This window comes from Flavobacterium sp. S87F.05.LMB.W.Kidney.N, from assembly GCF_004366435.1.
Classification (GTDB): domain Bacteria; phylum Bacteroidota; class Bacteroidia; order Flavobacteriales; family Flavobacteriaceae; genus Flavobacterium.
In genome coordinates, this window is the sequence record NZ_SODX01000003.1 from 217,443 (window position 1) to 240,908 (window position 23,466).

23 protein-coding genes and 2 pseudogenes are annotated in these 23,466 nt (G+C 32.0%); 5 read left to right on the top strand and 20 right to left on the bottom strand.

Annotated features, from left to right (window positions below; all coding sequences use genetic code 11):
• The first annotated feature begins 105 nt into the window (after positions 1-105).
• Complete coding sequence (locus tag EDB96_RS10170; RefSeq protein ID WP_134140606.1) at positions 106-1,449, top strand: BT4734/BF3469 family protein; 1,344 nt, start codon at positions 106-108, stop codon at positions 1,447-1,449.
• A gap of 768 nt (positions 1,450-2,217) precedes the next feature.
• Here the strand turns inward: EDB96_RS10170 and EDB96_RS10175 are convergent.
• Entirely contained in the window at positions 2,218-2,742 is a 525-nt protein-coding gene (locus EDB96_RS10175) for a hypothetical protein (protein WP_134140608.1), read from the bottom strand.
• Positions 2,742-4,043, bottom strand: coding sequence for a hypothetical protein (locus tag EDB96_RS10180; protein ID WP_134140609.1), 1,302 nt, complete (start codon positions 4,041-4,043; stop codon positions 2,742-2,744). The genes EDB96_RS10175 and EDB96_RS10180 overlap by 1 nt, the downstream gene beginning before the upstream one ends.
• A gap of 124 nt (positions 4,044-4,167) precedes the next feature.
• Here EDB96_RS10180 and EDB96_RS10185 point away from each other — a divergent pair, with 124 nt between their 5' ends.
• Positions 4,168-4,431: a helix-turn-helix domain-containing protein gene (locus EDB96_RS10185; protein WP_134140610.1), complete on the top strand. Its 264-nt coding sequence runs from the start codon at positions 4,168-4,170 to the stop codon at positions 4,429-4,431.
• A gap of 298 nt (positions 4,432-4,729) precedes the next feature.
• A pseudogene (locus EDB96_RS10190) lies at positions 4,730-5,443 on the top strand (YifB family Mg chelatase-like AAA ATPase); the annotation flags it as partial.
• Between the two features lie 48 nt (positions 5,444-5,491).
• Here EDB96_RS10190 and EDB96_RS21205 read toward each other — a convergent pair.
• Complete coding sequence (locus EDB96_RS21205) at positions 5,492-5,722, bottom strand: GNAT family N-acetyltransferase (RefSeq protein WP_243839334.1); 231 nt, start codon at positions 5,720-5,722, stop codon at positions 5,492-5,494.
• Positions 5,723-6,304: 582 nt separating this feature from the next.
• On the opposite strand from EDB96_RS21205, the gene EDB96_RS10200 reads away from it, so the two are divergent.
• Positions 6,305-7,657: a hypothetical protein gene (locus EDB96_RS10200; RefSeq protein WP_134140612.1), complete on the top strand. Its 1,353-nt coding sequence runs from the start codon at positions 6,305-6,307 to the stop codon at positions 7,655-7,657.
• 68 nt (positions 7,658-7,725) lie between these two features.
• A complete protein-coding gene (locus EDB96_RS10205) occupies positions 7,726-8,121 on the top strand; it encodes a hypothetical protein (RefSeq protein ID WP_057119264.1) in 396 nt (131 codons plus the stop codon).
• Between the two features lie 92 nt (positions 8,122-8,213).
• Here EDB96_RS10205 and EDB96_RS10210 read toward each other — a convergent pair whose 3' ends face one another.
• From EDB96_RS10210 to EDB96_RS10290, 17 genes and pseudogenes are all read right to left on the bottom strand, one after another.
• Positions 8,214-8,597: a hypothetical protein gene (locus tag EDB96_RS10210; RefSeq protein WP_134140613.1), complete on the bottom strand. Its 384-nt coding sequence runs from the start codon at positions 8,595-8,597 to the stop codon at positions 8,214-8,216.
• 105 nt (positions 8,598-8,702) lie between these two features.
• Complete coding sequence (locus tag EDB96_RS10215) at positions 8,703-9,203, bottom strand: SRPBCC domain-containing protein (RefSeq protein ID WP_134140614.1); 501 nt, start codon at positions 9,201-9,203, stop codon at positions 8,703-8,705.
• A gap of 46 nt (positions 9,204-9,249) precedes the next feature.
• Positions 9,250-9,750, bottom strand: coding sequence for an SRPBCC family protein (locus tag EDB96_RS10220; RefSeq protein WP_134140615.1), 501 nt, complete (start codon positions 9,748-9,750; stop codon positions 9,250-9,252).
• Positions 9,740-10,066 (bottom strand): ArsR/SmtB family transcription factor, encoded by a 327-nt coding sequence (locus tag EDB96_RS10225; protein WP_095955027.1) that lies wholly within the window; start codon positions 10,064-10,066, stop codon positions 9,740-9,742. Before EDB96_RS10225 ends, EDB96_RS10220 begins: the two co-directional genes overlap by 11 nt.
• A gap of 149 nt (positions 10,067-10,215) precedes the next feature.
• Positions 10,216-11,403, bottom strand: coding sequence for a hypothetical protein (locus EDB96_RS10230; protein ID WP_134140617.1), 1,188 nt, complete (start codon positions 11,401-11,403; stop codon positions 10,216-10,218).
• Positions 11,404-11,612: 209 nt separating this feature from the next.
• Entirely contained in the window at positions 11,613-11,978 is a 366-nt protein-coding gene (locus EDB96_RS10235) for a hypothetical protein (RefSeq protein ID WP_057119254.1), read from the bottom strand.
• Positions 11,979-12,037: 59 nt separating this feature from the next.
• Entirely contained in the window at positions 12,038-12,754 is a 717-nt protein-coding gene (locus EDB96_RS10240) for a M949_RS01915 family surface polysaccharide biosynthesis protein (protein WP_134140618.1), read from the bottom strand.
• Positions 12,755-12,779: 25 nt separating this feature from the next.
• A complete protein-coding gene (locus EDB96_RS10245; RefSeq protein WP_134140619.1) occupies positions 12,780-13,247 on the bottom strand; it encodes a DUF1572 family protein in 468 nt (155 codons plus the stop codon).
• A gap of 35 nt (positions 13,248-13,282) precedes the next feature.
• Entirely contained in the window at positions 13,283-13,828 is a 546-nt protein-coding gene (locus EDB96_RS10250; protein ID WP_134140620.1) for a hypothetical protein, read from the bottom strand.
• Positions 13,829-13,918: 90 nt separating this feature from the next.
• Positions 13,919-15,079 (bottom strand): DUF1624 domain-containing protein, encoded by a 1,161-nt coding sequence (locus EDB96_RS10255; RefSeq protein ID WP_134140622.1) that lies wholly within the window; start codon positions 15,077-15,079, stop codon positions 13,919-13,921.
• Positions 15,080-15,319: 240 nt separating this feature from the next.
• Positions 15,320-15,682, bottom strand: coding sequence for a hypothetical protein (locus tag EDB96_RS10260; protein WP_134140623.1), 363 nt, complete (start codon positions 15,680-15,682; stop codon positions 15,320-15,322).
• 56 nt (positions 15,683-15,738) lie between these two features.
• Positions 15,739-16,191 carry a hypothetical protein gene (locus EDB96_RS10265; RefSeq protein ID WP_134140624.1) on the bottom strand — a complete coding sequence of 151 codons (453 nt, stop codon included), beginning with the start codon at positions 16,189-16,191 and terminating at the stop codon, positions 15,739-15,741.
• A gap of 90 nt (positions 16,192-16,281) precedes the next feature.
• Positions 16,282-16,773, bottom strand: coding sequence for a hypothetical protein (locus EDB96_RS10270; protein WP_134140625.1), 492 nt, complete (start codon positions 16,771-16,773; stop codon positions 16,282-16,284).
• A gap of 138 nt (positions 16,774-16,911) precedes the next feature.
• On the bottom strand, positions 16,912-17,304 hold the full coding sequence (locus tag EDB96_RS10275) for a helix-turn-helix domain-containing protein (RefSeq protein WP_134140626.1): 393 nt from the start codon (positions 17,302-17,304) through the stop codon (positions 16,912-16,914).
• A gap of 107 nt (positions 17,305-17,411) precedes the next feature.
• A complete protein-coding gene (locus EDB96_RS10280) occupies positions 17,412-19,883 on the bottom strand; it encodes an AAA family ATPase (protein ID WP_134140628.1) in 2,472 nt (823 codons plus the stop codon).
• Positions 19,884-20,191: 308 nt separating this feature from the next.
• A pseudogene (gene lysA / locus EDB96_RS10285) lies at positions 20,192-21,418 on the bottom strand (diaminopimelate decarboxylase); the annotation flags it as partial.
• Positions 21,419-21,892: 474 nt separating this feature from the next.
• Positions 21,893-23,347 carry a glutamate synthase subunit beta gene (locus tag EDB96_RS10290; protein ID WP_134140630.1) on the bottom strand — a complete coding sequence of 485 codons (1,455 nt, stop codon included), beginning with the start codon at positions 23,345-23,347 and terminating at the stop codon, positions 21,893-21,895.
• Positions 23,348-23,466 lie beyond the last annotated feature (119 nt).

Below are 23,466 nucleotides of genomic sequence, written 5' to 3' on the forward strand. Positions count from 1 at the left end.
AGTTAATTTCAATGAGGGACATCAATCTTAATATATATATATAATAGTAACTGATTTTTAAAGATACAATAGCTCCCGGCTCACATATAAATATATTAGGTAAAAATGATCTTCAACAAGTACGCAAATTGCAAAAAATTTTCTAATGAGAAAATTACACTGGACCAGCTTTTTATTTCCATACTAGATAATCCGAAGAAGAAGGAAATTCTACATTTGAGATCTTTGGTATACAAATCATCTTATTATAATAAATTGAAACTGAAATTACCAGTAATAACCCCCCATGGAACATTTGCTGATTCAAAAAAAGAAAGTATTGAGAATCTTTCTGGATATCTTTATTTTGACATCGATGGTTTTGCATCGACTGATCAACTTAATGACAGTATACAGAAACTTAATACAGAATTTCCATTGACTATTATTTGTAAAAGTTGCGGTGGAAAAGGTATTGCATTCCTTTTAAAGGTTGACGGAGTTACAAAAGACAACTTTCAAATAATGCATTCTTTTATTCGGCATCAATTTAAAGAGAAAGGATATGATATTGATGACGCAGCTGGAGGATTAATCAGGAAGTGGGTCGTAAGCTACGACCCAGACGTTATTTATAATCGCGATCACGAATATAAAATTGATGAGGCTGAATTTAAAAAGTTTACTGTGGTTCACAAAATCGCGCCGGCCACAAAAATAAAAAGAAGAGATCCAGCGCCCATTTGTGCGAATTCTATTGATCATCCCATACCTTATTTGCAATTATGCACAGAGATCAAAACTGAAACAGAGTATCAAGGCTTAATAGCGGGTGATTTTAGTATTGACGCAATGGAGTACTATAGGATTATCCATCCCCTCCATATCAAAGACGGCACAAAGCATAAAACTTATATCCGAATAATTAATGCGCTATATTACTTAAACGACGAAATTAGTCAACATCAGGTTTTTTCTTATATTTACCATGTCAACAATTTTGCCGAAAACAAAATGTGCCCACTTAAACTAAAATCACTGGTAACAAATATTGGAAATAGAATTGAAAGTACAGGACAAATCTTCATTAAAACTCGAACGAAGATAATACACTTCAGTAAAGAATCGAAATTGTCAAGAAATCAAAAACAAAGTATTGGTGCAAAGGTAAATGGCGCACTTAAATTAAATAAGACAAAGATGTTAATTGAGACAGCAATATCTAAACTTGAAGCATCTAACATCAAAGTAACCAAGAAAAAGATTGCAGAAGAGCTGGGAATTTCTGAAAAAACAGTCCAGAGAAATTGGAAAAAGAAAGTTCAGGAAATATCAGAACTGGATTTTACATTTATCGATAAACCAAAAAATAATAACAATATTTTATCCGAGTTTGATTACGATGAGCAGAACATTTCGTTCGACGATGAAGATGATTTTAATTCTGGCGATTTTGATTTTTGGAACTAATATGTCCAACGCAATTTTATAAGAAATCAAATTGATATATACAAAATATAAATTCGGTTTGTACTTATAGATTACTTAACATTATTGAAATGAAGGGCTTCCCTACTTTTTATACCTAATCCTTCAATAGTGCAGATAATTTGTTAGTGCATGAATTGTTAATAATCTATAGAAAATAAAAAGTCAGTCTCTAAAGACTGACTTTCTAGTTGCATAATTTACCTGGCATCAGTCTCGACGCTCAGTAAAGTATGCCCATATAGCGCTTGCTATTAATGTAATAATGATATACGAAAGAATCTGGCCGTAGATAGTATTTAAATAAAATGCAACAGCTAATAAACCTATTAAGATCGGAACAATTACTTTCCAACGTGGCACTAACTTTCTAACAATAGACATTACTTTCTTTGCGCTTTCTACATCATTGTTATTATTATAGCTTTTACCACTAAGTTGGTTTTGCAGACTTTGGATTGACTTTAATTCATCACTATAGTCCTTGATATGTTTTGGTTTTTTCGCTGTAAAGTTACCATACTCAAAACTTTGATTAGATACATCCTCACTAATCGACTTGGAACTGTTATTTGACTTAGAATTAGAATCCTGACTGGAATTTTTCCATTGTGTTGCGCACCTGTTACTGCAAAAAGAATAACCTAAGATCAAATTCCTACGATACCAAACCGTGTCGTGATCCGACACTTTCTTATTGCACCACTTGCAAATATTCATATTTAAAAGATTTAAAAGGTTATTGTTAGTTTATTTAGTAATTACGTTTGTCCCAATATCAATAATGAAATTAAAATCCCCTTTGAAAAGACACTTTTCAAAAGTGACATTTGATTTTTTCTTGGCAATAATTTCAAAAGTTCGATCAGTATTATTTTCGAATGTGCAATCTTTAAATTTTACCTCTGAATCGTAAAATTCCATCAACACAATCCCAAAAGAATTTAATACCGGGTTATCAATAAACTCATACTGTTCAATTGTGTAAATAAAATTTAGACTAGAATATGTAATATCATTATTATCCGAGTGAAAAAATAGAGTTGAATTAAATTTCCATTTAGGATTTGAGTTTAATTCCTTGGGATCGAGATAAATATTATAACTGCTATTATCTCCATTTACATTGAGTTTCACATCTTTTAAGTGACGAAACAGATGGCAATGATTTACACTGCCATTTATAGCTATTGAAGCCTCTTTAAGATCTTTATTTTGTATTTCTGTAATAGCATCAAAAAAACTATTAGTGTCGCCGACAAGATACTCTTTCATTACAATGTTGTAATATAGATTTTTTCACTAGTACTTGTTCCCAGACTATTTGTAGCAGATCCGACTATGTAATATTTGCTTTTTGACGATAACCCGGAAATTTCAAATGTCACTGGTGCGTAAATGTTGCTATTGCTCCATCCACTACCACTAACTAATTTTCCGACATTATTACCGTCCATATCAAAGCATTTTGCATTAATCGCTGTGATATTATCACTTCCTTGTTTTAGCACCTTTACAGTAATATAAACAGTGTTTTTACTTGCGCTGACTGAAGCTTCAACCGTAGGTTTGTCACCACCGATCGTCTTTACCCAAATTTGCTGTCCATAACTAGTACCAGCTGCACTCGTCGCATATGCTCGAACATAATACTGAGTAAATGGTTTTAAGCTTTTTAAATTAGAGGTAAAAGAACCTGCACCATTTCCGTCTTTAGTTCTGTCATAAGTTATAGTAGGGTTAGGAGCAGTATCCCAGCAGACACCCCTTTCTGTTACTGGATTACTTCCTTCCTGTAAGACTACACCACCTGAGACAGCAGTATTTTCAAGTATTGATGTAGCGACCGTTGTTGAAACCGTTGGAAGTACGAAAGATGTTGTTTTAAACGAAACAACTTCTCCTAATGCTGTTCCTGCAAGATTACTTGCAAATGCACGTACATAGTAGATTGTATTAGGTTCCAAATCTGTAACCGAATTAGAGAATTCAAAATTTTCGTTGCTTTCAATTTTTTGATCTTTATACTCAGGTTTAGAGTTTGTTTTGCTGAAATAGAATCCTTTAGATAATAGCTTGGAAGAATCATCATTTTCAATCTTTCCATTGAATACAGCACTATTTTGCGTAACCGAGGAAACTTCCAAAGTGCTTACAGTGGGAACGCTAATGTTTTTGGTCGTAAATGTAATTTCGTTCCCATAAATAGTTTTCGAATTTGTTGTAATGAAAGGTCTTGCATAGAATTTGGTATTGTACGGCAGATTTTCAAATTTAGCTGTATACAATCCCAAAACATTCCCTTGCTCTTGATGCTTTGTGTCATTAATCGTTGGATTAGTTTGCGTGCCGATACAAATGCCGCGAAACAAAACATTTTCGTTTCCATTCGAATTTAAATCAGCACTTACGACCGCGGAAGTTTCAGTAATATTGGTAATTTCAGTTATTTCGTTATCAATGGTTACTTTTTCGGCATCTCGTTCATTGTTTGAACAGCTAACGCTCATTTGTAAAAGACTGCTGAACAATATAACACATAGTGAAATTAGAAAGTTGCTAGTATTTTTTCTCATATTAAATTAGATTTTTGGTTTTACAATTTTAGGTTTCGCTAACAAATATATTTAAAAAAATTCTATTTTATAGTGTACTATTTACAGGAGTACCATACAAAGGACAAAAACTTGAGATTTGTGTATGGAAAACTCAAGAAAAAAAGATAGTATTCAAGAATTAGACGCTATTGCTATTCGACTAAAAGAATTAAGGAAGGCAAAGGGATATACCAATTACGAGCATATTGCATACGCCTTAGAAATGAGTCGCTCGGCATACTGGCGACTTGAATCTGGAGCGAATTTTGAATTAAAAACACTGATAAAAATCTGCAGATTGTTGGATGTAAGTCTACAAGAATTTTTTACAGGAATTGATATTCCTAATTCAAAGCAGATTTCTTGACCAACATTAGTAAAAATAATAAGCGTGATGCTTTATACGCTAAATACAACAAAATAGCTTGACCTGAAAAAGAACGATGCTCTTCTACACGGCCATTTATTACAAGAAAGCTCAATAATTTGTCAGTTTTGAAATCGTTAATTCTTTACTCCTTAATCGCTTCACTTGCCGTTTTTCCCTTACAAGAATAATTTACTAAAGGCAGTATAGAAAGTTAATTAACTTTCTATAAAATTTTATTTCGAGATATTGTAAATAAATTAAATAGAATTATCTATAAATATTTACCACCCACTTTGCCACTGCAAGTAATGTTGCGCTTGTTGGCGGCGGCAGTTACCCACAGCCGGGAGAAATTTCGATGGCACATAATGGGGTCTTGTTTTTAGATGAATTGCCAGAATTTAAACGAGATGTTTTAGAGGTAATGCGTCAGCCTTTGGAAGACCGAGAAGTTACGATTTCGCGTGCCAAGTTTACTATTACGTATCCTTCATCGTTTATGCTTGTGGCCAGTATGAACCCAAGTCCGAGCGGATTTTTTAATGATCCGAGTGTGCCTAATACTTCTTCGCCACACGAAATGCAGCGTTATATGAGTAAAATTTCAGGTCCATTATTAGACCGAATAGACATTCATATTGAAGTTACACCAGTTCCCTTTGAGAAATTGGCAGATGAACGAAAAGCAGAAAGCAGTGTAGAGATTCGTAAACGCGTAACCGCAGCAAGAGAAATACAAACCAAGCGATTTGAATCTGTTGAAAATGTTCATTACAATGCACAAATGAGCAGTAAATTGATTAGAGAATATTGTGTTTTAGACGAACCCTCAAAAGAATTACTGAAAACGGCAATGGAAAGACTAAATCTTTCGGCGCGAGCTTACGACAGGATTCTAAAAGTCTCCAGAACAATTGCCGATTTAGATAATGCACCCAATATAGTTTCATCGCATATTGCAGAAGCAATTCAATATAGAAGTTTAGATCGAGAAGGGTGGCTGGGATAAGTTAGTATAGTCCTGATAAATAATATCAGGACTATATTTTTTAAAGTATCAATCTTCGTATTTTGTAATATTCCAGAAACGCATTTTTCTTCTGGTAACAAAACCAAGTTTTTCATATAAGTTGATTGCACCAATATTACTCTCAACAACATGTAAAAAAGGAGTTTTGTTTTCTGTAAAAATTTGGTTTACAACATATGCAGTCAATTGTTTGGCATATCCTTTTCCAGTATAATCGGGATGTGTGATAATAGCGCTGACTTCTGTAAAATCATTCATTTTCATTCGTTCACCTGCGACAGCAACTAATTTTTGATCTACAAAGATTCCGTAATAATTTCCCAGTGAAGTTGTTTTTGGTTTAAAAATACCCTGGTTGCACTAAATTGACCAAATCCAATAATTCGTGCTTATAATCATCCGTCAGTTTGATGATTTCATTGTCGATTTTTAGTTGAATTTTTTCATGAATAATCATTTGAAGACAAACCAATTCTTTAGCAATTTTTAAAGAACTTGAAATTGTGCGATTTCTAAAGTATGTTCTTTTTTGACGCTTTCAAGCTTCTTATCAAATAAGCTTTGAATCCTTCCCTGAATAATTCGTGTAATGATTAAAGTAATCAATGTTGAAATAATCGAATAGCTTAAGATGTTAGTAAATATGTTGTTCATTTTACTGGTCTTTACTTACAAATATATGCATTATCACTTAGTTTTTAGTGAAAAAAAATGATTGTAAATTTGTTTAAAGGTGACTAAAAAAATAAAGTTGAAAGTTTTATTTTATGTATTTACGGTTTTCTGTAATCTTTTATTTATTAAAATTTTTAAATTAGCAAACTAATTAAACGATATTAAATGAGAAAAATTACACTCCTTCTCAAAAGCTTTACGCTTTTGTGCTTTCTTTTACTCCTTTCAAATTGTGGTATAAATGAAATTGAAGATAATTCGACTGCTAGCGCAGTAAATGAAGTGAAAAATTGGTATGGTTTACACAAAAATGAACTTAATTCACCAATCTTTGAATATATAGACGCACTAGAATGGGAAAATGCTATAATTTCAGATGGTGCAGATGGTGTTGTAATTGAAGTTCCATTTACTTTACAAAGCCAATTGCAATCTTCAAATGAAAAAGCTAGTTTATTTAACGACCATCACCGATTGATGTTCTTAAAAAATGACCAAAATAAGTTTCGTGTTTTTTATGTTCAGATTTTTACAGATTCTAAGCAATCAAATGTTGATAATAATAACTTCAATTATTATAATATTAACGAAAATTTTGATGGAAAAGTTTTTTTACAAGACTTGTCTAATGGTGTGAATACTCAATTGCAATTTAAAGATGGAAATAAAGTTTTACCTTCGCAAACTGCAAAAATGCGTGAAGAAGCAATAACTTGTGTTTGGATTGGATGGTGGAAGGAAGATGGTTTTCATCCGATTCAATTGTTGTATTGTGAAGGTGGAGGACCAACAGGAGAAGAAGACATTCCTCCAAGCTATGGCGGCGGGGGCGGCGCTGGTTCAAATCCTGGAGCAAGTACTCCAGTTAAACCACAAATTATTGATAATCTTACTGGTAAGGCAAAATGTCTAAATAGTTTATTGAGTAGTAATGGAAACAATTTTGTCCAAAATATATTTAATCAATTTGCAGGGAATTCAGAATTTAATATTCAAATTGTTTCACTTCCGAATGTTTATTCATCAACCACTCAAGAAGTAAATGGGACTACAAGTTTTGATAAGGTGAATAGACTTATAACGATAGAAATAAGTACAAATAGATTGGATGGATTGGCAGCTTTAGAATCTGCTAGGATTATCTTGCACGAATACATACACGCAGATATTTATCGAAAGTTAAATACGACAAATTCTAATGATATTGATGCGAGTAATTTTAAACAAGTTTTTGAAACTTACGAAAATCAGCATAATGCAATGGCTCAGGTCTATCTTAGTAGTATGAAAGATGCTTTAAAAGCATTTCATAAAACAGTTTTAAGTGCTGATTATAACAATTATACTAATTATTATGGAGAAGAGCCAAGCGACGCTTTCTATGAGGCTATGGCTTGGGGAGGTTTAAAGGATAGTAATGTAAAAGCTTGGACGGATTTGCCTGAAGACAAAAAAACTTCGATTAATTCGTTAGCAAGTAGAGTGCCTATTTTAGGTAAAACAGTTTCTTGTCCATAAAAAGTGCAAAATAATTGTACTTTTATATTATGTACCAAAATTCAATTACCTATTTTTAAAATCGAGTTATGAAAAAATATATATATTTATATGCGGCATTCTTATTTGGATTCAGTTTATATGCTCAAGAAAAATCGAATGGCACATTTTTTTTTAAATTAGATGATTCATACATTGTCGAATCCAAAACTAGCCCAAATAAGTTTTTATTAAAAGACAAAAATGAAGATGAAGTATTTTATTTTAAAGGAGTCGAAATTGTAAATGACTTAAAACCTAAAGAAGTGCTGTGTCTTAAAGATTTTGTAAGAACTTCAAAATACTACAATAAAAACAAAAAGAACAAATTGAATAACTCTGAATTGGTAAACTTTTTTAGTAACTCTACGGTTTATCTAGTTAAAAGAAAAAATGATAAAACAGAGTTTATTAAAGTGAATCCAATTGTTGAAATTTATGATTAGATTGTCTGTTTAAAATTTCAAACCTCGAAATTACTTTTCGAGGTTTTTTATTTATGCTAGTTTAAGTTTGCTTACTTCTTTGAATTTGTTCATTATTTTTCAATATGTTGCTGTATTTGATCTGGTCTTATTTCTTGTTCCGGCTTATGGTAACTGTTTCTATTTGTAGTTATAACTATAACTCCTGCTTCGCCGTAATTTCCATAAATTTTTAAGCCAGCTTGCTTTTCGAAGGTAATAATTTTTTTGATTTCAATTTTAGAAAGTACTAGTTTTTCTTTTTCTAAATCCTGATAACGATGAGGAATTCCATCAACAACTACTATTGGATGAGGCGTAATTTTGCCGGCATTAGCAAGATCCGAAATAGAATCTGAAAGATAGAATTTATCTTTGCCTTCATCCGAAAGCTCATATCTGTTTTGAGAAAAAGCGGTAACTGAAACGAATAAAAAAAGTAAACTCAAGAATTTCATTATTTGTCTGTTTAAGTGGTCACAAGATAGTTTATGTTTTCAAATCGAAAATACAAAAAAATCCTGCATACGCAGGATTAAATATAATTGCACAACCAAAATTGCTCATGCTTGTTTAGCAAAAATCTCATCCAAACCTTCCATTGCAATAGTAAAGCCTTCTTTAAAGCCCATTTGAATGATTGCTTCCAAATCAGAAAGTTTTTCGTGTTTGATTACTATATCAACAAAAGTATGATCTCCTTCTTCCGAAAAAGTCACATCCCAATTTGAGCGTGGAAAATCTGTGTTCAAATTTCCTTCACTATCGCTAAAAGCATCCTTATATTTAAAATTAGTTTTTGGACTAATAGAAGTAAAATCTGCAATTGCCCAATGTTCTTCACCTTCGGGACCAACCATTGCATATAATCTTCTTCCGCCTTCTTTAAAATCCATGCTTTTTGTGCGTGATTTCCAAGGAGCAGGCGCCCACCATTGATCTAAAATAGCAGCTTCTGTCCAAGCAGACCATACATTTGACAACGGGGCATTAAACTCACGTTTTACATTTACGGTATTATTTTCCTTATTTACAGTAAAATTCATTAATAGATTCGATTTCATTTTCTTTAGATTTTAAATTCATTAATAGTTATTTTGTAGAAAGATTTTATTTTTTTGCTTTCAGAATTTTTTCTAATCCTTGCAGTGCGCTTGTAAAGCCTTCTTTGAATCCCATTTCAATTATTTTTTCTAATTCTTCTAAACTGCCGCGCTTAATAGCAATATCCACAATTGTAGAATCGCCATTTTCAGAGAAATTAATGTCCCAGTAAGAACTGCCTAAATCAGAATTAGGAACCCCTTCTGCATCGCAGAAAGTAGATGAGTGTTTAAAATTTGTTTTAGGAGAAATTGAAGTATATTCAAAAACAGCCCAGCGTTCTTCTCCTTCTGGACTTACCATGGCGTATAATCTTTTGCCGCCTTCTCTAAACTCCATAAACTTTGTTTTAGATTTAAATGGAGCCGGCGCCCACCACAAATCTAAAATTGCGGCATCTGTCCAAGCAGACCAAACGTTTGATAATGAAGCATTAAATTCGCGTTTTACATTGACAGTTTTATTTTCCTTGTCTACAGAAAAATTCATTAAGAGATTAGATTTCATTTTCTTTAGATTTTAAATTCATTAATACCTGATCCAATTGATCAAAACGCTGTTCCCAAATCTTTTTGAATTGCTCCAGCCAGTGATCTATTTCTTTCATTTTATCTATTTTAAGTTGATAGTAAATTTCTCTTCCTAATTTTTTTTCTTCCAATAAATCACATTCATTCAATATTTTGATGTGTTTAGAAACGGCTTGTCTTGTAGTTTGAAACTGTTCTGCGATAGCATTTGGGGTTAATGCAGTCGAAGAAATCAAAACTAAAATTGCTCTACGTGTCGGATCGGCAATAGCCTGAAAAATATCTCGTTTCATTTTTTTTATATTTGCGCAACTAATTAGTTGCAAATATACGCAACTTTTTGGTTGCGCAATAAAAAAAACAATATTTTTTATTGATTAATTTTGAAAACAAAAAAAGGCGCATTAAAAAAGCGCCTTTTATGTATTTTAATATGAGGTAATTATCTTCTAAATTTATTGCGAACAATAATATCTTTTAGCTTAGCTTTCAGGTCTTCACCTGTATCAAAAACCATTTGTTCGTTATTAGGAAACGGAACTGGTCGTTTTGCAAAATAAGTTTGATAATTGTCTTCACAAGCATTTCGATCCCCTTTATATTTCGAATAAATATTCTCAAAAACAAATTCGCTGCTTATTGGAAACGTTTGCACCAGCTGATTCGATTTTAAATCCACATAATCGATTTTTGCCGTTACCTGACACGATTTAAATTGTCTAAATTCATAAACTGTAGCACGAAGAATTTTATAATTATCTACTTTTATTTCTCTGCCCAAACTATCTTTTACAGGTCTTCCGCGGTTGTCCAAAAGCGTTTTTACACCATCTTTTATCTGTCTCTCTTTGCTAAATTCTTTTTCTTTAATTTGTTCTGGAGAAATATATATATCCCTAAAATTAATAATCAAACTATAATCATAGTTCACATTTTTTTGTCTTGCACTATGATAAACTGTCCATTTATCATTTAATCCGTAAGTTTTAAAATCCAGCAAATCATCCTGAAGCATCTTAGGAATTACCATATTGGTTTCGTTTTTTGCATAAACATCCACAAAATCGGTTCCTTTAAAAAGTGCATCATCCATTAATTTTTTGGTATTTTTATACCCAGGATTAATACTTTCCAAATACGAAAAATCATCATACGCTTTTCTAAAATCCATTTTGTTATTCGATTTCAGAAGTGCAGAAGCATTCTCATACAAATATTTCGAAAGTGCATTTTTACTGTTCACAATCTCATTTGAATAATTGTCAAATGCAAAATTCGCATTTCTGCCTTGCTTTATTAATTTCAAAGGCAAAATCGGACTAATTTTTTCCTGACGGCTATTCAGCTGTAAATAAGTATTATAAATACGCTCTGCATTGGCAGGATTTGCATCTTTCGACAGTATTTCCAGATCACGCAGATCTCGGTCTTTCGCTTTTGCAAAAGCCTCTTCGAGTAAATACACATAATCTTGTTTTCCTTTCGAATCCTTATTAGTTCTCAATGCTTCAAGAGCGCGGTCAATAGCACCATCATAATTTCCGTCGCTTATCAATGCCTGAGTCGTTTTTACGCCGCAGGAAGAAAGAGCCAAAAAGAATATAAAAAATAGTAAAGTAGTTTTTTGCATAGTATTTCTTTTGAAGGTGTAAATATATCTTTTTTAACTTTCAACAACTATGCCTTTTTTTGATTTATTTTTAGAAGCAGAAATACAGGTTTTCACAAGAACTTTTAGTCCCGCTTTCACCTTTATCTCTCCATTTCATTACGAGGATATCGGCTCTATCGGGGCTAGAATAGAACATTTTGTTTTCATAAAATCCTTTTTAAATTCGATTATTCGATTACTTTTTTATACTCAAAAGTACCAATTTGTGGAGTTGTAATAATTCTTTTCTGAGTATCAAAGTAGTCAATACTAAATTTTACAGGCATTAAGATTGCAATAATAGTAAGCTCTTTATTGTCTTTAGACAACTTCCATTTCGCTTTGTGCGATTCGTCGCCAACCAAACTTTCAAAATCACCATTTTCTTTAAAAACCTGAAAAACCTGATCGGTTTTATAATATTCCTGAATATTTTTGTCCTTACCGTTTTTGGTCCATTTTACCAATTGCCATTTTCCAATAAGCTCTTTAGAAGTCTGTGCACTTGTCGATAAACCAATTAAAAGAACAAAAGCTAAAATTAATTTTCTCATTTTAAATAGATTAGGATTGAAGAATAAATTTAGTGAATTTCCGAATTATATAAAATCCTTTAATCCTCCCAATTTTCAATCAAATTATCTTTCCATAATTTTTGGGCAAATTCTTTAAAAACTTTTGGACCTTTTTTGAAATTTTCATCCAATTTATATTCACCGCCAATAAATTGTTTTTCGCCGTTGTCGAGAACTCCAACTTGAACTCTGCTTTCGCCGCGCACCGCATATTTTGTGCTTCCTTCATACATAATAATTTTCATGTCACACGGACTCACATCACCGTGGCAGGTTGTTTTGTACATCATCCAAGTTTCAGCGATTCCGTTATTGTTTAAATCAGTTACTTGAAAAGTATCTTTTACAAACGAAGCCACAATATCAACTGGGCAGTCTGCAATAAAATCGTAAACTTTCCAAGTTTGTTTTACTTCATTTCCAGAAATTATAAAATGATAAGCAAACAATTCAGCATCAGAACTGTCTTCAAATTCATGCTCGAATTTTTTGTTGATATGATATCCTGTTTCGGTAGTAATAACAATATTATCGCCCAATTTGTCTTTCCATCGAACGGCATTTTTTACAAAACCTTCATATTTAATAGAAGATGGAAATTGTGTTGAATCGATTTTTTGTACGTTTAAAATAAAGTTTTCGTTTTCAGTTTTATTTAATTCTTGGTTTGTCGATTCTTTTGTTTCTGCTTTCTTCTCATCTTTACAACTTGAAAAGAAAATAAAACCCACTAACAAAATGGCAATTTTTTTCATGGATAGTTTTTGGCTTTTAAATATTTTAATTTGTTAATAGTTTTTTGATCAATACAATTTGTCCTAAATGATAATAACTATGTTCCAGCATAGCTTCGATATTTCTTTTGTAAGTTCCGTATTTTTCATCAACAAAAGCATGATCTAATTTTTCGTCAGGGATTTGCTCAACCAGCGAAGCGAATTCTTCAGCTTCATTCCAAAATTTAATTAAAAAGTTTTCCCATTCTTGCTGTGAATGAATAGGAGGAAAGTCGAAGCTGAATTTATCTTTTATATCCAGCGTTCCGCCTTTAAAAACATTATTTATTCCGTTAATGTAATAATGAATGTGCTGCGCTAAAAGTGCGATCGTATTTAAATTTTGAAATGGAGTAACTGCAATTTCCCAATTTAGATTCTGTAGTTGGTCTTTGTAATTTGTGTTGGCAATCCAAGTTCCGTTTAAAATGACTTCTCTAAAACGATTCGCTATTTCTGTATTGTTTTTCATAATCAAAATAGTTTAGAAGTTAATTTATTACAATTTTATTCCTGCTGAATCCAGTTGTATTTTCCGTTATCTAGATAAATAATCCCGCCTCCGCAGCTTTCTTCGGCGTGAATAAAGATTCCATCATTTGGCAATTTTATTTTATCTTCTTCTTTTACTTCTTCGTCGGCCATAATTTCGCCGTCGTCATTTATATTATTCCAGTAAATTTCACCTTTCGGTGCTTTTTCAAATATTCCAGCCCAATCAATTTCGTCAAAACCTTGATCTAAAATTGTATTTCCCAGACCGAAATAATCTGTTCTTTTCCCGTTTCCGTAAGTAATTTTTATCCCACTTTTGTTGTTGTTTGTACTTCTTACAATTTCTACGGTTTCATTTTTTCCATCTCCATCGAGATCGCAGAAAATTTGGTTCGTTTTATGTTTTTTTGAAATTACGATAGTGTCTGTTTTTTCGGTTTCAGATTCAGGAATACTCTGTACACTATCTTTTTGTACAACTGGAAAAGTTTCGGTTTTGATTTCCTTTTTACAAGACACAGCAATTAAAGAAAGGAGAATTAAAATTCTGGTTTTCATATTAGAATTTTTGGCTTGGAATTTTAAAATGCTAATATAAAAAAATACCTACGAAATTCTACAATTTATCATGTCATAAAGACGTATCACTTAAATATATTTCAGCCACCAATGATTATTTTCAGTCTTATATTTTCCGAACCATTGACAAGGTTTATAAAGTAGCGCAACAACAAAAATCCAGATACAATAAATTGCCCAAAGAGGTAAACCACTTTCAACGCTTTTAGGTCTGCCAAAAGTTCCCGAAGCAAATTCCAATTGGGACCAATTAAAACCTTGTGCCAAAAGCATAAAAAGTGTTAGAATATGAATGACATAAAAGTGAACAACGAAATAAAATAAGGGCACTTTTCCGTAAACCATAGTTGCTTTTTTAACCGTATTATGAAATTGTTCTGCAAAAGCGAGCAGTAAAAACATAATGCCTAAAGTAACCAAACAGAATAGGAGAGAAGGCGGATATTTGGTTACATTCATAAATGATAAAAAGGTGAAAGTTGAGTCTTTTTGTGTAGTCCATAAAGCGGGATCACCATAAATATTTACCAATCGAATTACCGTAAATAAAGCTAAAGCACTCAAACCGATTTTTAAGAATAGTTTTTTTCTTTGTCCTTGTGCCAGTTCAAAGAATTTTCCTGCTGCAAAACCAACGAGCATAATTCCAAGCCACGGAATTGGCGGATAACCCATAATAAATGCTTTTCCTGCAAATGGAAAAACCGCTGGTCCAAAGAGGGGAGTTAAGATGGTTTTTAAAACTGAATTTTCTGCAAATGGAATAATTGGCAGGAGATTATGGAAAAAGATAATTACAAGTCCCACAATACCTAAAGTTTGAGAACGGACTTTTAATAATAAACTCAAAACGACAAACCCAAAGCCTATTGCGGCTATGACTTCAAATAAAAGGGTATGAAAACCAATATCGAAAAACAATCCAAAATTGACAACTGTAAATTCAAGCAGGATTAACCAAAAACCTCTTTTCAATAAAAGCTGTCTGGTTTCGGCAGCATTGTTTTTGTTTTGAAGCGAAAGATAGACCGAAGTTCCCGCCAAGAAAACAAAAATAGGCGCGCACAAATGTGTAATCCAGCGTGTACAAAACAACAAAGGAGAAGTCGTTGCCAAATCGGTTGGGCTTTGTGTAATCGAATCGACATGCATTAAATCCCGAACATGGTCAAGAGCCATAATAATCATTACAATTCCGCGTACAATGTCTATCGAAGGTTGTCGTTTCATGTTTTTGATTTTTAAATACTTAAGGGTAAAACTATGAATTATTTTTTAAGTTTTATAATCAATATTTTGACTTTAAAATTATTAAATGATAAAGTAAAATGAATTGCCTCCAGCTTTAGCGGGAGGTCACCTATAGCAAAAAAAAATGGCTTTAGCCAAAATAAAATTTATTCATTTGGTTAAAGCCTATTCTAGTCTAACTATATGAACCTCAAGCTAAAGCTGGAGGCAATTGAAAGATTATTGCTTTCTAATTTTTATCTGATACACAATCTCCCAAAAAATAATAGAAAGAACCGCATTAGCAAAAATGGCCGTTTTAACCTGATATGGATCGTAATTTACAAGCAGATGCAGATTGGTAAACTGTAGAGCTAGGAACATAGCTAAAGCCGCAATCCCGACAGCGCAAAGTACGTTAAGCAAAGGTTTCCATTTTAGGGCAAAAAAAGCATAGATGAGATTTAAAACTCCAAAACCAACTCCTAAAACTACAAACGGATCGCCTTTTATTTTTTCGTTTAACGACAGTAAGAAAGGTGTCGAAGTCAGATATAAAAAGAATAAGATGGAGTAAAGAAGAATTCGTATTTGTGGTTTCATTTTGTGTTTTTTTATCCAGCAAAATTAAGCATTTAAAATGAAGCTGTGATTAGGATTTATTGTAAAAGAGCTTCGATCTTAGTTTCAGACTTTTCTTTTAACGGACTATCTGCCTGCAAACTCCAAATAATTAGAAATTTTCCTTTTGCCAGATATTCTTCTGGATGTTCAGCTGTTGGTTCGCCTGCTTTTCCCCAAAGCAAACCTTGCAAAAATCGATCGCCTTTGAAAACGTGATCAAATTCAAAATACATAATAGAACCGCGGTCTGCTTTGCTTTTAAAACTTTGAATGGCTTTACTTTTTACAGTTCCAACAATATTGCTGTAGGTTTCAATATCATTATAAAAATTGCAGGCTTGCGGCGTAATACAAATATTTCCGTCACTTACCATATAACCGCCTTTTGGAATTTCTTTTGGTTTTAGTTTTAAATCAGCAAGGGTTTGGCTGAATAAATTAGTTGTAAGTAGTAGGAGTAGGGTTGATAGGGTAATTGTAAGTTTCATTGATTTTTGGGGATTGATTTGGGAAGGCTAAAATAATATTTTTTATTTGAGTTTATTGAGTTTGATGTGTAGAGAAAAATCTGTGTCAAGCTATTTAATTTCCTTTAGACATTCTTGATAAATTTTTTCACGCCATTTTTTAAAAAGTTCAATTAAATCGAAAAATAGCTTTTCGGATGGATTTTCTGGCTGCGGTTTTTTAAGTAAAATTCCGATTCCAACATTATGAGATACACCGCCATGATTAATAACAAAATGCTGAGTGCTCATATCATCCATACTCATATCTGCGTAATAATATTTTAATGTTAAAGGATCAAGATTCATTAATTCAGAAATTATATTTTTAATCTCTAAAGGGACTTCGCATCCAAATTGCTTTTCATATCTGGTGCTATCGCGATTCCATGTGCGAAAATCAATATCAACTTTGCATTCGAAAATTAGATCAATATAGATTCCTACTCCCAATGATCTTTCAGACCAGCCATCAAAATGGTCATAAGAAAGAACGTAATCGTGATTTAATTTGAAATTTCCTGTAGAATCTACTTTACGAATATCGATTTGTTTGAAGTTCATTGTTATTTAAATTCTCAGTTTCTTTTTTATTGAATGTTTCGGTTATTAAATGTAGAATTGGATTCATGTTTTTTTGTTTATAAAAAAAGCACAGAGTAAAGTGTTACTTGTGCTTTTTAGAATTTATATTTTAGAAAATTATTTACCTTTTAATAATTTTTCTAAATACTCAACTTTGTCTTTTTCAGCCTGGACCAAACGTTCGTAAAGTTCTATAACTTTATCAAGCGGATTGAAATTACAAATATTATTATGACCAAAATTGCTGTTTGAAACGGAATCATTAAATGTATTAAAATAATTAAATACATTTTCTTCAGAAAAACTTTCAATTGCTTCTACTGTAACGCCTAGCGCTTCTGCAATTTTCGTAAGTTTTGTTTCGTCGATAGTTTCGCTTCCTTCAATACCAGAAATCGCCTGTTGATTTGTGCCAATTGCCTGCGCAAGTGCTTCCTGCTTCATACCTCGAAGTTCTCTGATTCGGCTTATGTTTCTGCCAATATGTTTTGGTTTTAGTGTTGTGCTCATATTTCAAAGGTATTTAATTTTTTATTTATTTGAATGAAATAAAAATATGTTTTTTCTGATAACGACTAATATTTGTGGAGCGATTTAATTTCTTGCGTAAATAAAATTTAATTGTATTCTTCTTCAATTCTTTCTTTATTACCTGCACTATTTAAAACTTTTTTTATTTGCAATTCAATTGAATCATTTAATTTTTGTGAAAAATTTACTTCTGATGAATCTAAACCTAAATCAAAAAATTCTTGATTTTCAATTTTTGATAAGTAATCAATAAACTCTTTTACTCTTTTTATCCGTAGTTTAATTCTCGACATAAACTCTCTTTCGTAATAAAGTTTAAGCTCTTTTCCTGCAGATTTTACAAATGAATTATTTAAGCTCTCATCGTATATTCCTGTGTCAAAACTTATTAAGTCTATATATGCAAAATTAAATGCTAAATATTCAAAAATATAATTTCCTAAAGCTGTAATTTTAATTTGATTTACATCTTCGGAAAATTTTTCTAATCTATTATTCGCTTCTATTAAACCTTTTTCTAGATATAAATCTAGATGTGCTATACAATCTTCTTTCGAATCATATTTAACATCAAAATTATGAATAAGAAATTTTGCATCAATAAAGCCATTTGAAATGTTGTCACCAGCTTTATTATGTAGATAACTCATAATTCGTAATCCAGTAAAATGAGAGCTATTAGTGTCATTTCTAAGTTGATATAGATTTGGTATTCTGCTATGACGCTCATCATAAAAAAACCTATCTGGAATCATCATTGGTTTAACTACTTGATGAACTTGGAATACCCAGTCTGGATGTGGTGCCATTTCATTAATATTTGTATAACCCGATGTTAAAAAACCTTTGAAAAATTCTAAAGCTTGTCTCACGTCACCATGTGTGGCATATCTCAGAAAATAACTTAAAGGTGATGTTTTTCTAATAAGTTGTGTTTTACATATATTTAAAAATGCAACTAAAGTCTTTAATTCTTTGGTATCTTTTATTGCGAATTCAGAATCAATATCAATAGTAAAATTAATTTTGTTTAATATATAATTTATTCTTTTAATTATTACTTCAGTAATAACCGGAGAAGAAAGATGAAACCCAGGGCTCTGATATGCATCCAATACACCTCGTGAACTTGCTTCAGCATATCTTTCTTCTCGCATTGAAACAATTGCTAAACAACTTAATTTGTCTGATATTTCACTTGCTGTTAAAAAACAAACATCTTGCAGTTCAGGCGGTAATTGATCCATATTATCAATAAAAATAACTAATGCTTTATTTTTATCTTTCCATTTTAAGCTAATCTTTTCGCATATTAACTTTGTATTCTTTAAGTTTTTAGAGATAAATTCTCTTACTAATTTGTGATATTCATTATCTGTTTCATCTAATTCAGCAAGCATTTGTTTTTTATAAACATTAAATTCATCCGAAAATAAATCTAATACTTCTTCACGAGTTCCATTTCTTAAATTTAATGTGTCAATACTTTCTAGTAATTTTTGCCAAATTTCTTCACTTAACTGTTCTTTTGTTTGGGCTGCATATAGTAGTGTAATTAATCCAACTTGGGAATGCATCTTAATTTCAATTGGTTGTGTATGATATAAGAAACGTTTAATAAAAGTTGATTTGCCAGCGCCTCTCCCGCCAAAGAGAATCATTACATTGTTTAATTTTTCTTTTTTTATTATTTCAGCGATTCGTATTCCGAAAGCTCCTCCCTTTTTATCATCAGAAAAATCTCGAAATCCAAGATTTTTAAAGTAAGGAGTCAAAGAGTCGTGTAGAAAACCTTGCATATCTTTTTGAAGAGAATCATATAGTCCTTTGTTTGTTACATAACAAGAATCCATAAAATCTTTGTCTGATTCGGGTATCGGTCCTAAATATTTTAATGAAATTGATTTTAATGCTCCGGCATATGTGTTACTATTTACAGGGGTATTATATGCTACAATATTATTTTTTGGATAAAAAATTTCAGAATATGTTTTTTTTGTGACCCCAATATTCGTGTTCAATGAATCAGAAGTATTTACAGCTTGATATCCAATAAGATTTATTGCGGTTGTAAAATTCTTTTCAAAATAATTAAGATCCTTAATGACATACGCAGGTAATTTTTTCCAAGGTTTTAATTTTGAATGAATTCTAAAAATTATCCATACTTTACCATTACAAATTGCAGCAAAATTACATAATAAGTCTTCGGCATATTCTTTTACTTGTAAAATAGCGTCTTTTATAGCAACGTCAGTTAAAAGTTTTTCAATTGTAATTTTTTGAAAAGATTCTTTGCTATTAGCGGACAATGGTAATTCAAAATATACTTCATTTTTTTTGCTTTCTATTATAATTAATGGGCGATCATTTTTGTCTTTTAAAACATAATCAGCTCTGTTGCCATTAATATACTTTTCCGTTGTAATTGTTTCTTTTGGCCATTTTAGTATGTCCACAAGTAACGTGTCAATTATTTGAAATCTCGTATCTGCTTCATTTAAATCAGCTTCTTGAAATTTCTGTTGTAGTTGATTCAAAATTTCTAGTTCTGTCATATAGTTTTTGGTTAGATAATAATTAGTGGTTGCTTCTTTGGTTTTTGCTAAAATAATTATTTTTTTTTTACAATATTAACATGATTTTTCTTTTTTTTTAATAAAAAACATTTTCTGCTTGAACATTGTTCTTTGATTTTATGGTTTTTATGGACTATTTAGATCAAGTAAAAAATAAATTTAATTTAGGTAAATTAAAAATTATAAAATATCCTTTGAGTTGTTAATTTTTTACTGACAATATTGGCAAAAAAAATCCCGCTTCAATTAAGAAACGGGACTTCGTAGATATTCTCTTTTTTTTTATTTTAAACTGTTGCAGCAATTTCTTCTGGCAACGGAATTTGATTTTTAAGTAAATCTTCGAAAGTTTCGGCTTGGCGAATCAAGATTCCTTGTCCGTTCATCCAAAGAACTTCGGCTGGTTTGTATCTTGAATTGTAGTTCGAAGACATTGAGAAACAATAAGCTCCAGCGTTTCTGAACGCTAAAATGTCTCCTTCTGTGATTTCTGAAATTCTGCGGTTGTTGGCAAAAGTATCCGTTTCGCAAATGTATCCTACAACTGAGTAAAAACGCTCTTTTCCTTTCGGATTTGAGATGTTTTCAATATGGTGTGAAGATCCGTATAACATTGGGCGAATTAAGTGGTTGAAACCACTATCAACTCCAGCGAAAACCGTTGACGTTGTTTGTTTTACTACGTTTACTTTTACTAGGAAATGACCTGCTTCGCTCACCAAGAATTTTCCTGGTTCGAAAATCAAAGTTAAATCTCTGCCATATTCTGCACAGAAAGCATTGAATCTTTTAGATAATTTTTTACCTAATTCTTCGATATCTGTTTCGATATCGTCTTTTTTGTAAGGAACTTTGAATCCGCTTCCGAAATCTAAGAATTCTAGATCTTTGAAGTTTTTCGCTGTATCGAACAAAATTTCAGCAGCATACAAGAATACTTCGATATCTAAAATATCAGATCCTGTGTGCATGTGAATTCCAACAATACTCATTTTTGTGTTCTCCACAATTCGTAAGATATGAGGAATTTGGTGAACAGAGATTCCGAATTTACTGTCGATATGGCCAACAGAAATGTTAGCATTTCCACCCGCCATTACGTGCGGATTGATACGAATACATACCGGAATCTGCGGATATTTTGTTCCGAATTGCTCCAGAATAGATAAGTTATCAATATTGATTTGAACACCCATCGCGGCAACTTCTTCGATTTCTTCTAGAGAAACTCCGTTTGGTGTAAAGAAAATTTTGTCAGGATCATAGCCAGCATGAAGTCCCAATAAAACTTCTTGAATTGATACAGTATCTAAACCAGACCCCATGTTCTTTAATAACTGAAGAATCGCAACGTTTGACAATGCCTTCATGGCATAATTAACTCTTAAGTTTTCTACCTTAGAGAAAGCTTTAGTTAACCTATTGTACTGAGATTGGATTTTTTCGGCATCATAAACATATAATGGACTTCCAAATTGGTCTGCTAACTGCAGTAAATCTTTTGCTTGCATTTTTAAATCATTTTGGGCAAAGTTATTACACTTTTATCTACTGACAAATAATTTGTAGAAAAATAACAAATTATAACAAATTGTTTGTTTTTAAACAAAAAGTTGGTTGTTTTGGATTTTTATAACCTTTACGATACTAAGGTTCTGAGATATAAAGATAATAAGTTTTTTTGCAATGAATTCACGAATTTGACTAATTCTTAAATGCTGCTGAGAATTTTTTGCCACAGATTTTACTGATTAGCACAGATTATTTTTAAGAATTAAGTTAAATTGAAAAAAAATAAATTAGTGGAAATTAGTGTAATTCGCTGCAAACAAAAAAACATTTAATCCATGTTATCTGTGGCAAAAAAAAAAACAAAACCCCTGAATATAAATTCAAGGGTTTGTAAGTAGTTATGTTGTTTATAGGAATAAAGATTAAATAAAATGCAAGGAAAAAACTTAGCATCTTAGAACCTCAGAACCTTAAAATTAAAGACTCGGTAAATCTCCTTTTCCTTTAGTAGGCAGGTTAGTAGATCCCATAAGGAATAAATCTACCTCTCTTGCTGCTTCGCGACCTTCTGAAATAGCCCACACGATTAATGATTGTCCTCTTCTCATATCACCAGCAGTGAAAATGTGAGGTATGTTTGTCTGATAGTTATGCGCTTTGTAATTGCTTCTTGCATCAGTTTCAATTCCTAACTGCTCGCTTAACGTTTTCTCTGGACCTGTAAATCCAAGAGCCAATAACGCTAAATCGCAAGGCCAGATTTTTTCAGAACCTTCTTTTTCGATTAATTCAGGTCTTTGTCCTGGAGTCATTTTCCATTGTACTTCAACGGTTTTTAGTCCAGTTAATTCTCCTTTATCATTAGAAATAAATTCTTTAGTATTGATTAGCCAGTTTCTGTCACAGCCTTCTTCGTGAGAAGAAGATGTTTTTAACTGCAACGGCCAGAAAGGCCAAGGAGTTGACTCGCTTCTTCCAACTGGAGGCTTTGGTAAAATCTCAAAGTTAGTCACCGATTTAGCTCCGTGTCTGTTTGAAGTTCCAATACAGTCAGAACCAGTATCTCCACCACCAATAACGATTACATCTTTTCCAGTTGCTTTAATTTGGTCTGGAATAGATTCTCCATATAAAACTTTAGTCTGCTGCGTTAAGAAATCCATTGCCTGAACAACGCCTTTGCTTTCGATTCCTTTAGTTGGCAAGCTTCTTCTTTCTGTTGCTCCTCCGCATAAAACGATAGAATCGAATTGGTTTAATTCTTCAACACTGAAATTTACACCAACATTTACGTTAGTTTTGAAAGTGATTCCTTCTGCTTCAAGAATTACTACACGTCTGTCGATAATTTCTTTTTCTAATTTGAAATTCGGAATCCCGTAACGTAGTAAACCTCCAATAGCATTGTCTCTTTCAAAAACTGTAACGGTGTGACCCGCTCTGTTTAATTGCTGTGCAGCTGCTAATCCTGCAGGTCCAGAACCAATAACGGCAACTGTTTTACCAGTTCTTGTTTTTGGAGCTTGTGGTTTTATCCATCCTTCAGCAAAACCTCTTTCAACAATGTTTTTCTCGATGTTTTCGATAGATACAGGATCTTTAATAATACCTAATACACATGCTTTTTCGCATGGAGCAGGGCATAAGCGTCCTGTAAATTCTGGAAAGTTATTAGTAGACTGTAAAATCTCTAATGCACTTTGCCATTCTTCCTGATGCACCATATCGTTGAAGTCCGGAATTAAATTTCCTAATGGACAACCGCTGTGGCAAAAAGGAATACCACAATCCATACATCTTGAACCTTGTTCTTTTATTTTATCTTTTGCTAACGGAATAGTAAATTCGTTGTAGTTAGAAACACGTTCTGCTACTGCTAAATTACTTTCGTCGGCTCTATTATATTCTTTAAATCCGCCTATTTTACCCATGACATTTTAAATTAAATTCCAATTTCTTTAAATTCCAAATTCCAATCCTTCGACTTCGCTCAGGAAGACATTTTCATTGGCATTGACATTGCCATTGGAATTTGGAATTTTATTTTTTG

What these genes read in the sequence shown, in the direction of transcription:
- EDB96_RS10170 (WP_134140606.1), top strand. Translation starts at nt 106, where the DNA reads ATGATCTTCAACAAGTACGCAAATTGCAAAAAATTTTCTAATGAGAAA.
- EDB96_RS10175 (WP_134140608.1), bottom strand. Translation starts at nt 2,742, where the DNA reads ATGAAAGAGTATCTTGTCGGCGACACTAATAGTTTTTTTGATGCTATT.
- EDB96_RS10180 (WP_134140609.1), bottom strand. Translation starts at nt 4,043, where the DNA reads ATGAGAAAAAATACTAGCAACTTTCTAATTTCACTATGTGTTATATTG.
- EDB96_RS10185 (WP_134140610.1), top strand. Translation starts at nt 4,168, where the DNA reads ATGGAAAACTCAAGAAAAAAAGATAGTATTCAAGAATTAGACGCTATT.
- EDB96_RS21205 (WP_243839334.1), bottom strand. Translation starts at nt 5,722, where the DNA reads ATGAATGATTTTACAGAAGTCAGCGCTATTATCACACATCCCGATTAT.
- EDB96_RS10200 (WP_134140612.1), top strand. Translation starts at nt 6,305, where the DNA reads ATGAGAAAAATTACACTCCTTCTCAAAAGCTTTACGCTTTTGTGCTTT.
- EDB96_RS10205 (WP_057119264.1), top strand. Translation starts at nt 7,726, where the DNA reads ATGAAAAAATATATATATTTATATGCGGCATTCTTATTTGGATTCAGT.
- EDB96_RS10210 (WP_134140613.1), bottom strand. Translation starts at nt 8,597, where the DNA reads ATGAAATTCTTGAGTTTACTTTTTTTATTCGTTTCAGTTACCGCTTTT.
- EDB96_RS10215 (WP_134140614.1), bottom strand. Translation starts at nt 9,203, where the DNA reads ATGAAATCGAATCTATTAATGAATTTTACTGTAAATAAGGAAAATAAT.
- EDB96_RS10220 (WP_134140615.1), bottom strand. Translation starts at nt 9,750, where the DNA reads ATGAAATCTAATCTCTTAATGAATTTTTCTGTAGACAAGGAAAATAAA.
- EDB96_RS10225 (WP_095955027.1), bottom strand. Translation starts at nt 10,066, where the DNA reads ATGAAACGAGATATTTTTCAGGCTATTGCCGATCCGACACGTAGAGCA.
- EDB96_RS10230 (WP_134140617.1), bottom strand. Translation starts at nt 11,403, where the DNA reads ATGCAAAAAACTACTTTACTATTTTTTATATTCTTTTTGGCTCTTTCT.
- EDB96_RS10235 (WP_057119254.1), bottom strand. Translation starts at nt 11,978, where the DNA reads ATGAGAAAATTAATTTTAGCTTTTGTTCTTTTAATTGGTTTATCGACA.
- EDB96_RS10240 (WP_134140618.1), bottom strand. Translation starts at nt 12,754, where the DNA reads ATGAAAAAAATTGCCATTTTGTTAGTGGGTTTTATTTTCTTTTCAAGT.
- EDB96_RS10245 (WP_134140619.1), bottom strand. Translation starts at nt 13,247, where the DNA reads ATGAAAAACAATACAGAAATAGCGAATCGTTTTAGAGAAGTCATTTTA.
- EDB96_RS10250 (WP_134140620.1), bottom strand. Translation starts at nt 13,828, where the DNA reads ATGAAAACCAGAATTTTAATTCTCCTTTCTTTAATTGCTGTGTCTTGT.
- EDB96_RS10255 (WP_134140622.1), bottom strand. Translation starts at nt 15,079, where the DNA reads ATGAAACGACAACCTTCGATAGACATTGTACGCGGAATTGTAATGATT.
- EDB96_RS10260 (WP_134140623.1), bottom strand. Translation starts at nt 15,682, where the DNA reads ATGAAACCACAAATACGAATTCTTCTTTACTCCATCTTATTCTTTTTA.
- EDB96_RS10265 (WP_134140624.1), bottom strand. Translation starts at nt 16,191, where the DNA reads ATGAAACTTACAATTACCCTATCAACCCTACTCCTACTACTTACAACT.
- EDB96_RS10270 (WP_134140625.1), bottom strand. Translation starts at nt 16,773, where the DNA reads ATGAACTTCAAACAAATCGATATTCGTAAAGTAGATTCTACAGGAAAT.
- EDB96_RS10275 (WP_134140626.1), bottom strand. Translation starts at nt 17,304, where the DNA reads ATGAGCACAACACTAAAACCAAAACATATTGGCAGAAACATAAGCCGA.
- EDB96_RS10280 (WP_134140628.1), bottom strand. Translation starts at nt 19,883, where the DNA reads ATGACAGAACTAGAAATTTTGAATCAACTACAACAGAAATTTCAAGAA.
- EDB96_RS10290 (WP_134140630.1), bottom strand. Translation starts at nt 23,347, where the DNA reads ATGGGTAAAATAGGCGGATTTAAAGAATATAATAGAGCCGACGAAAGT.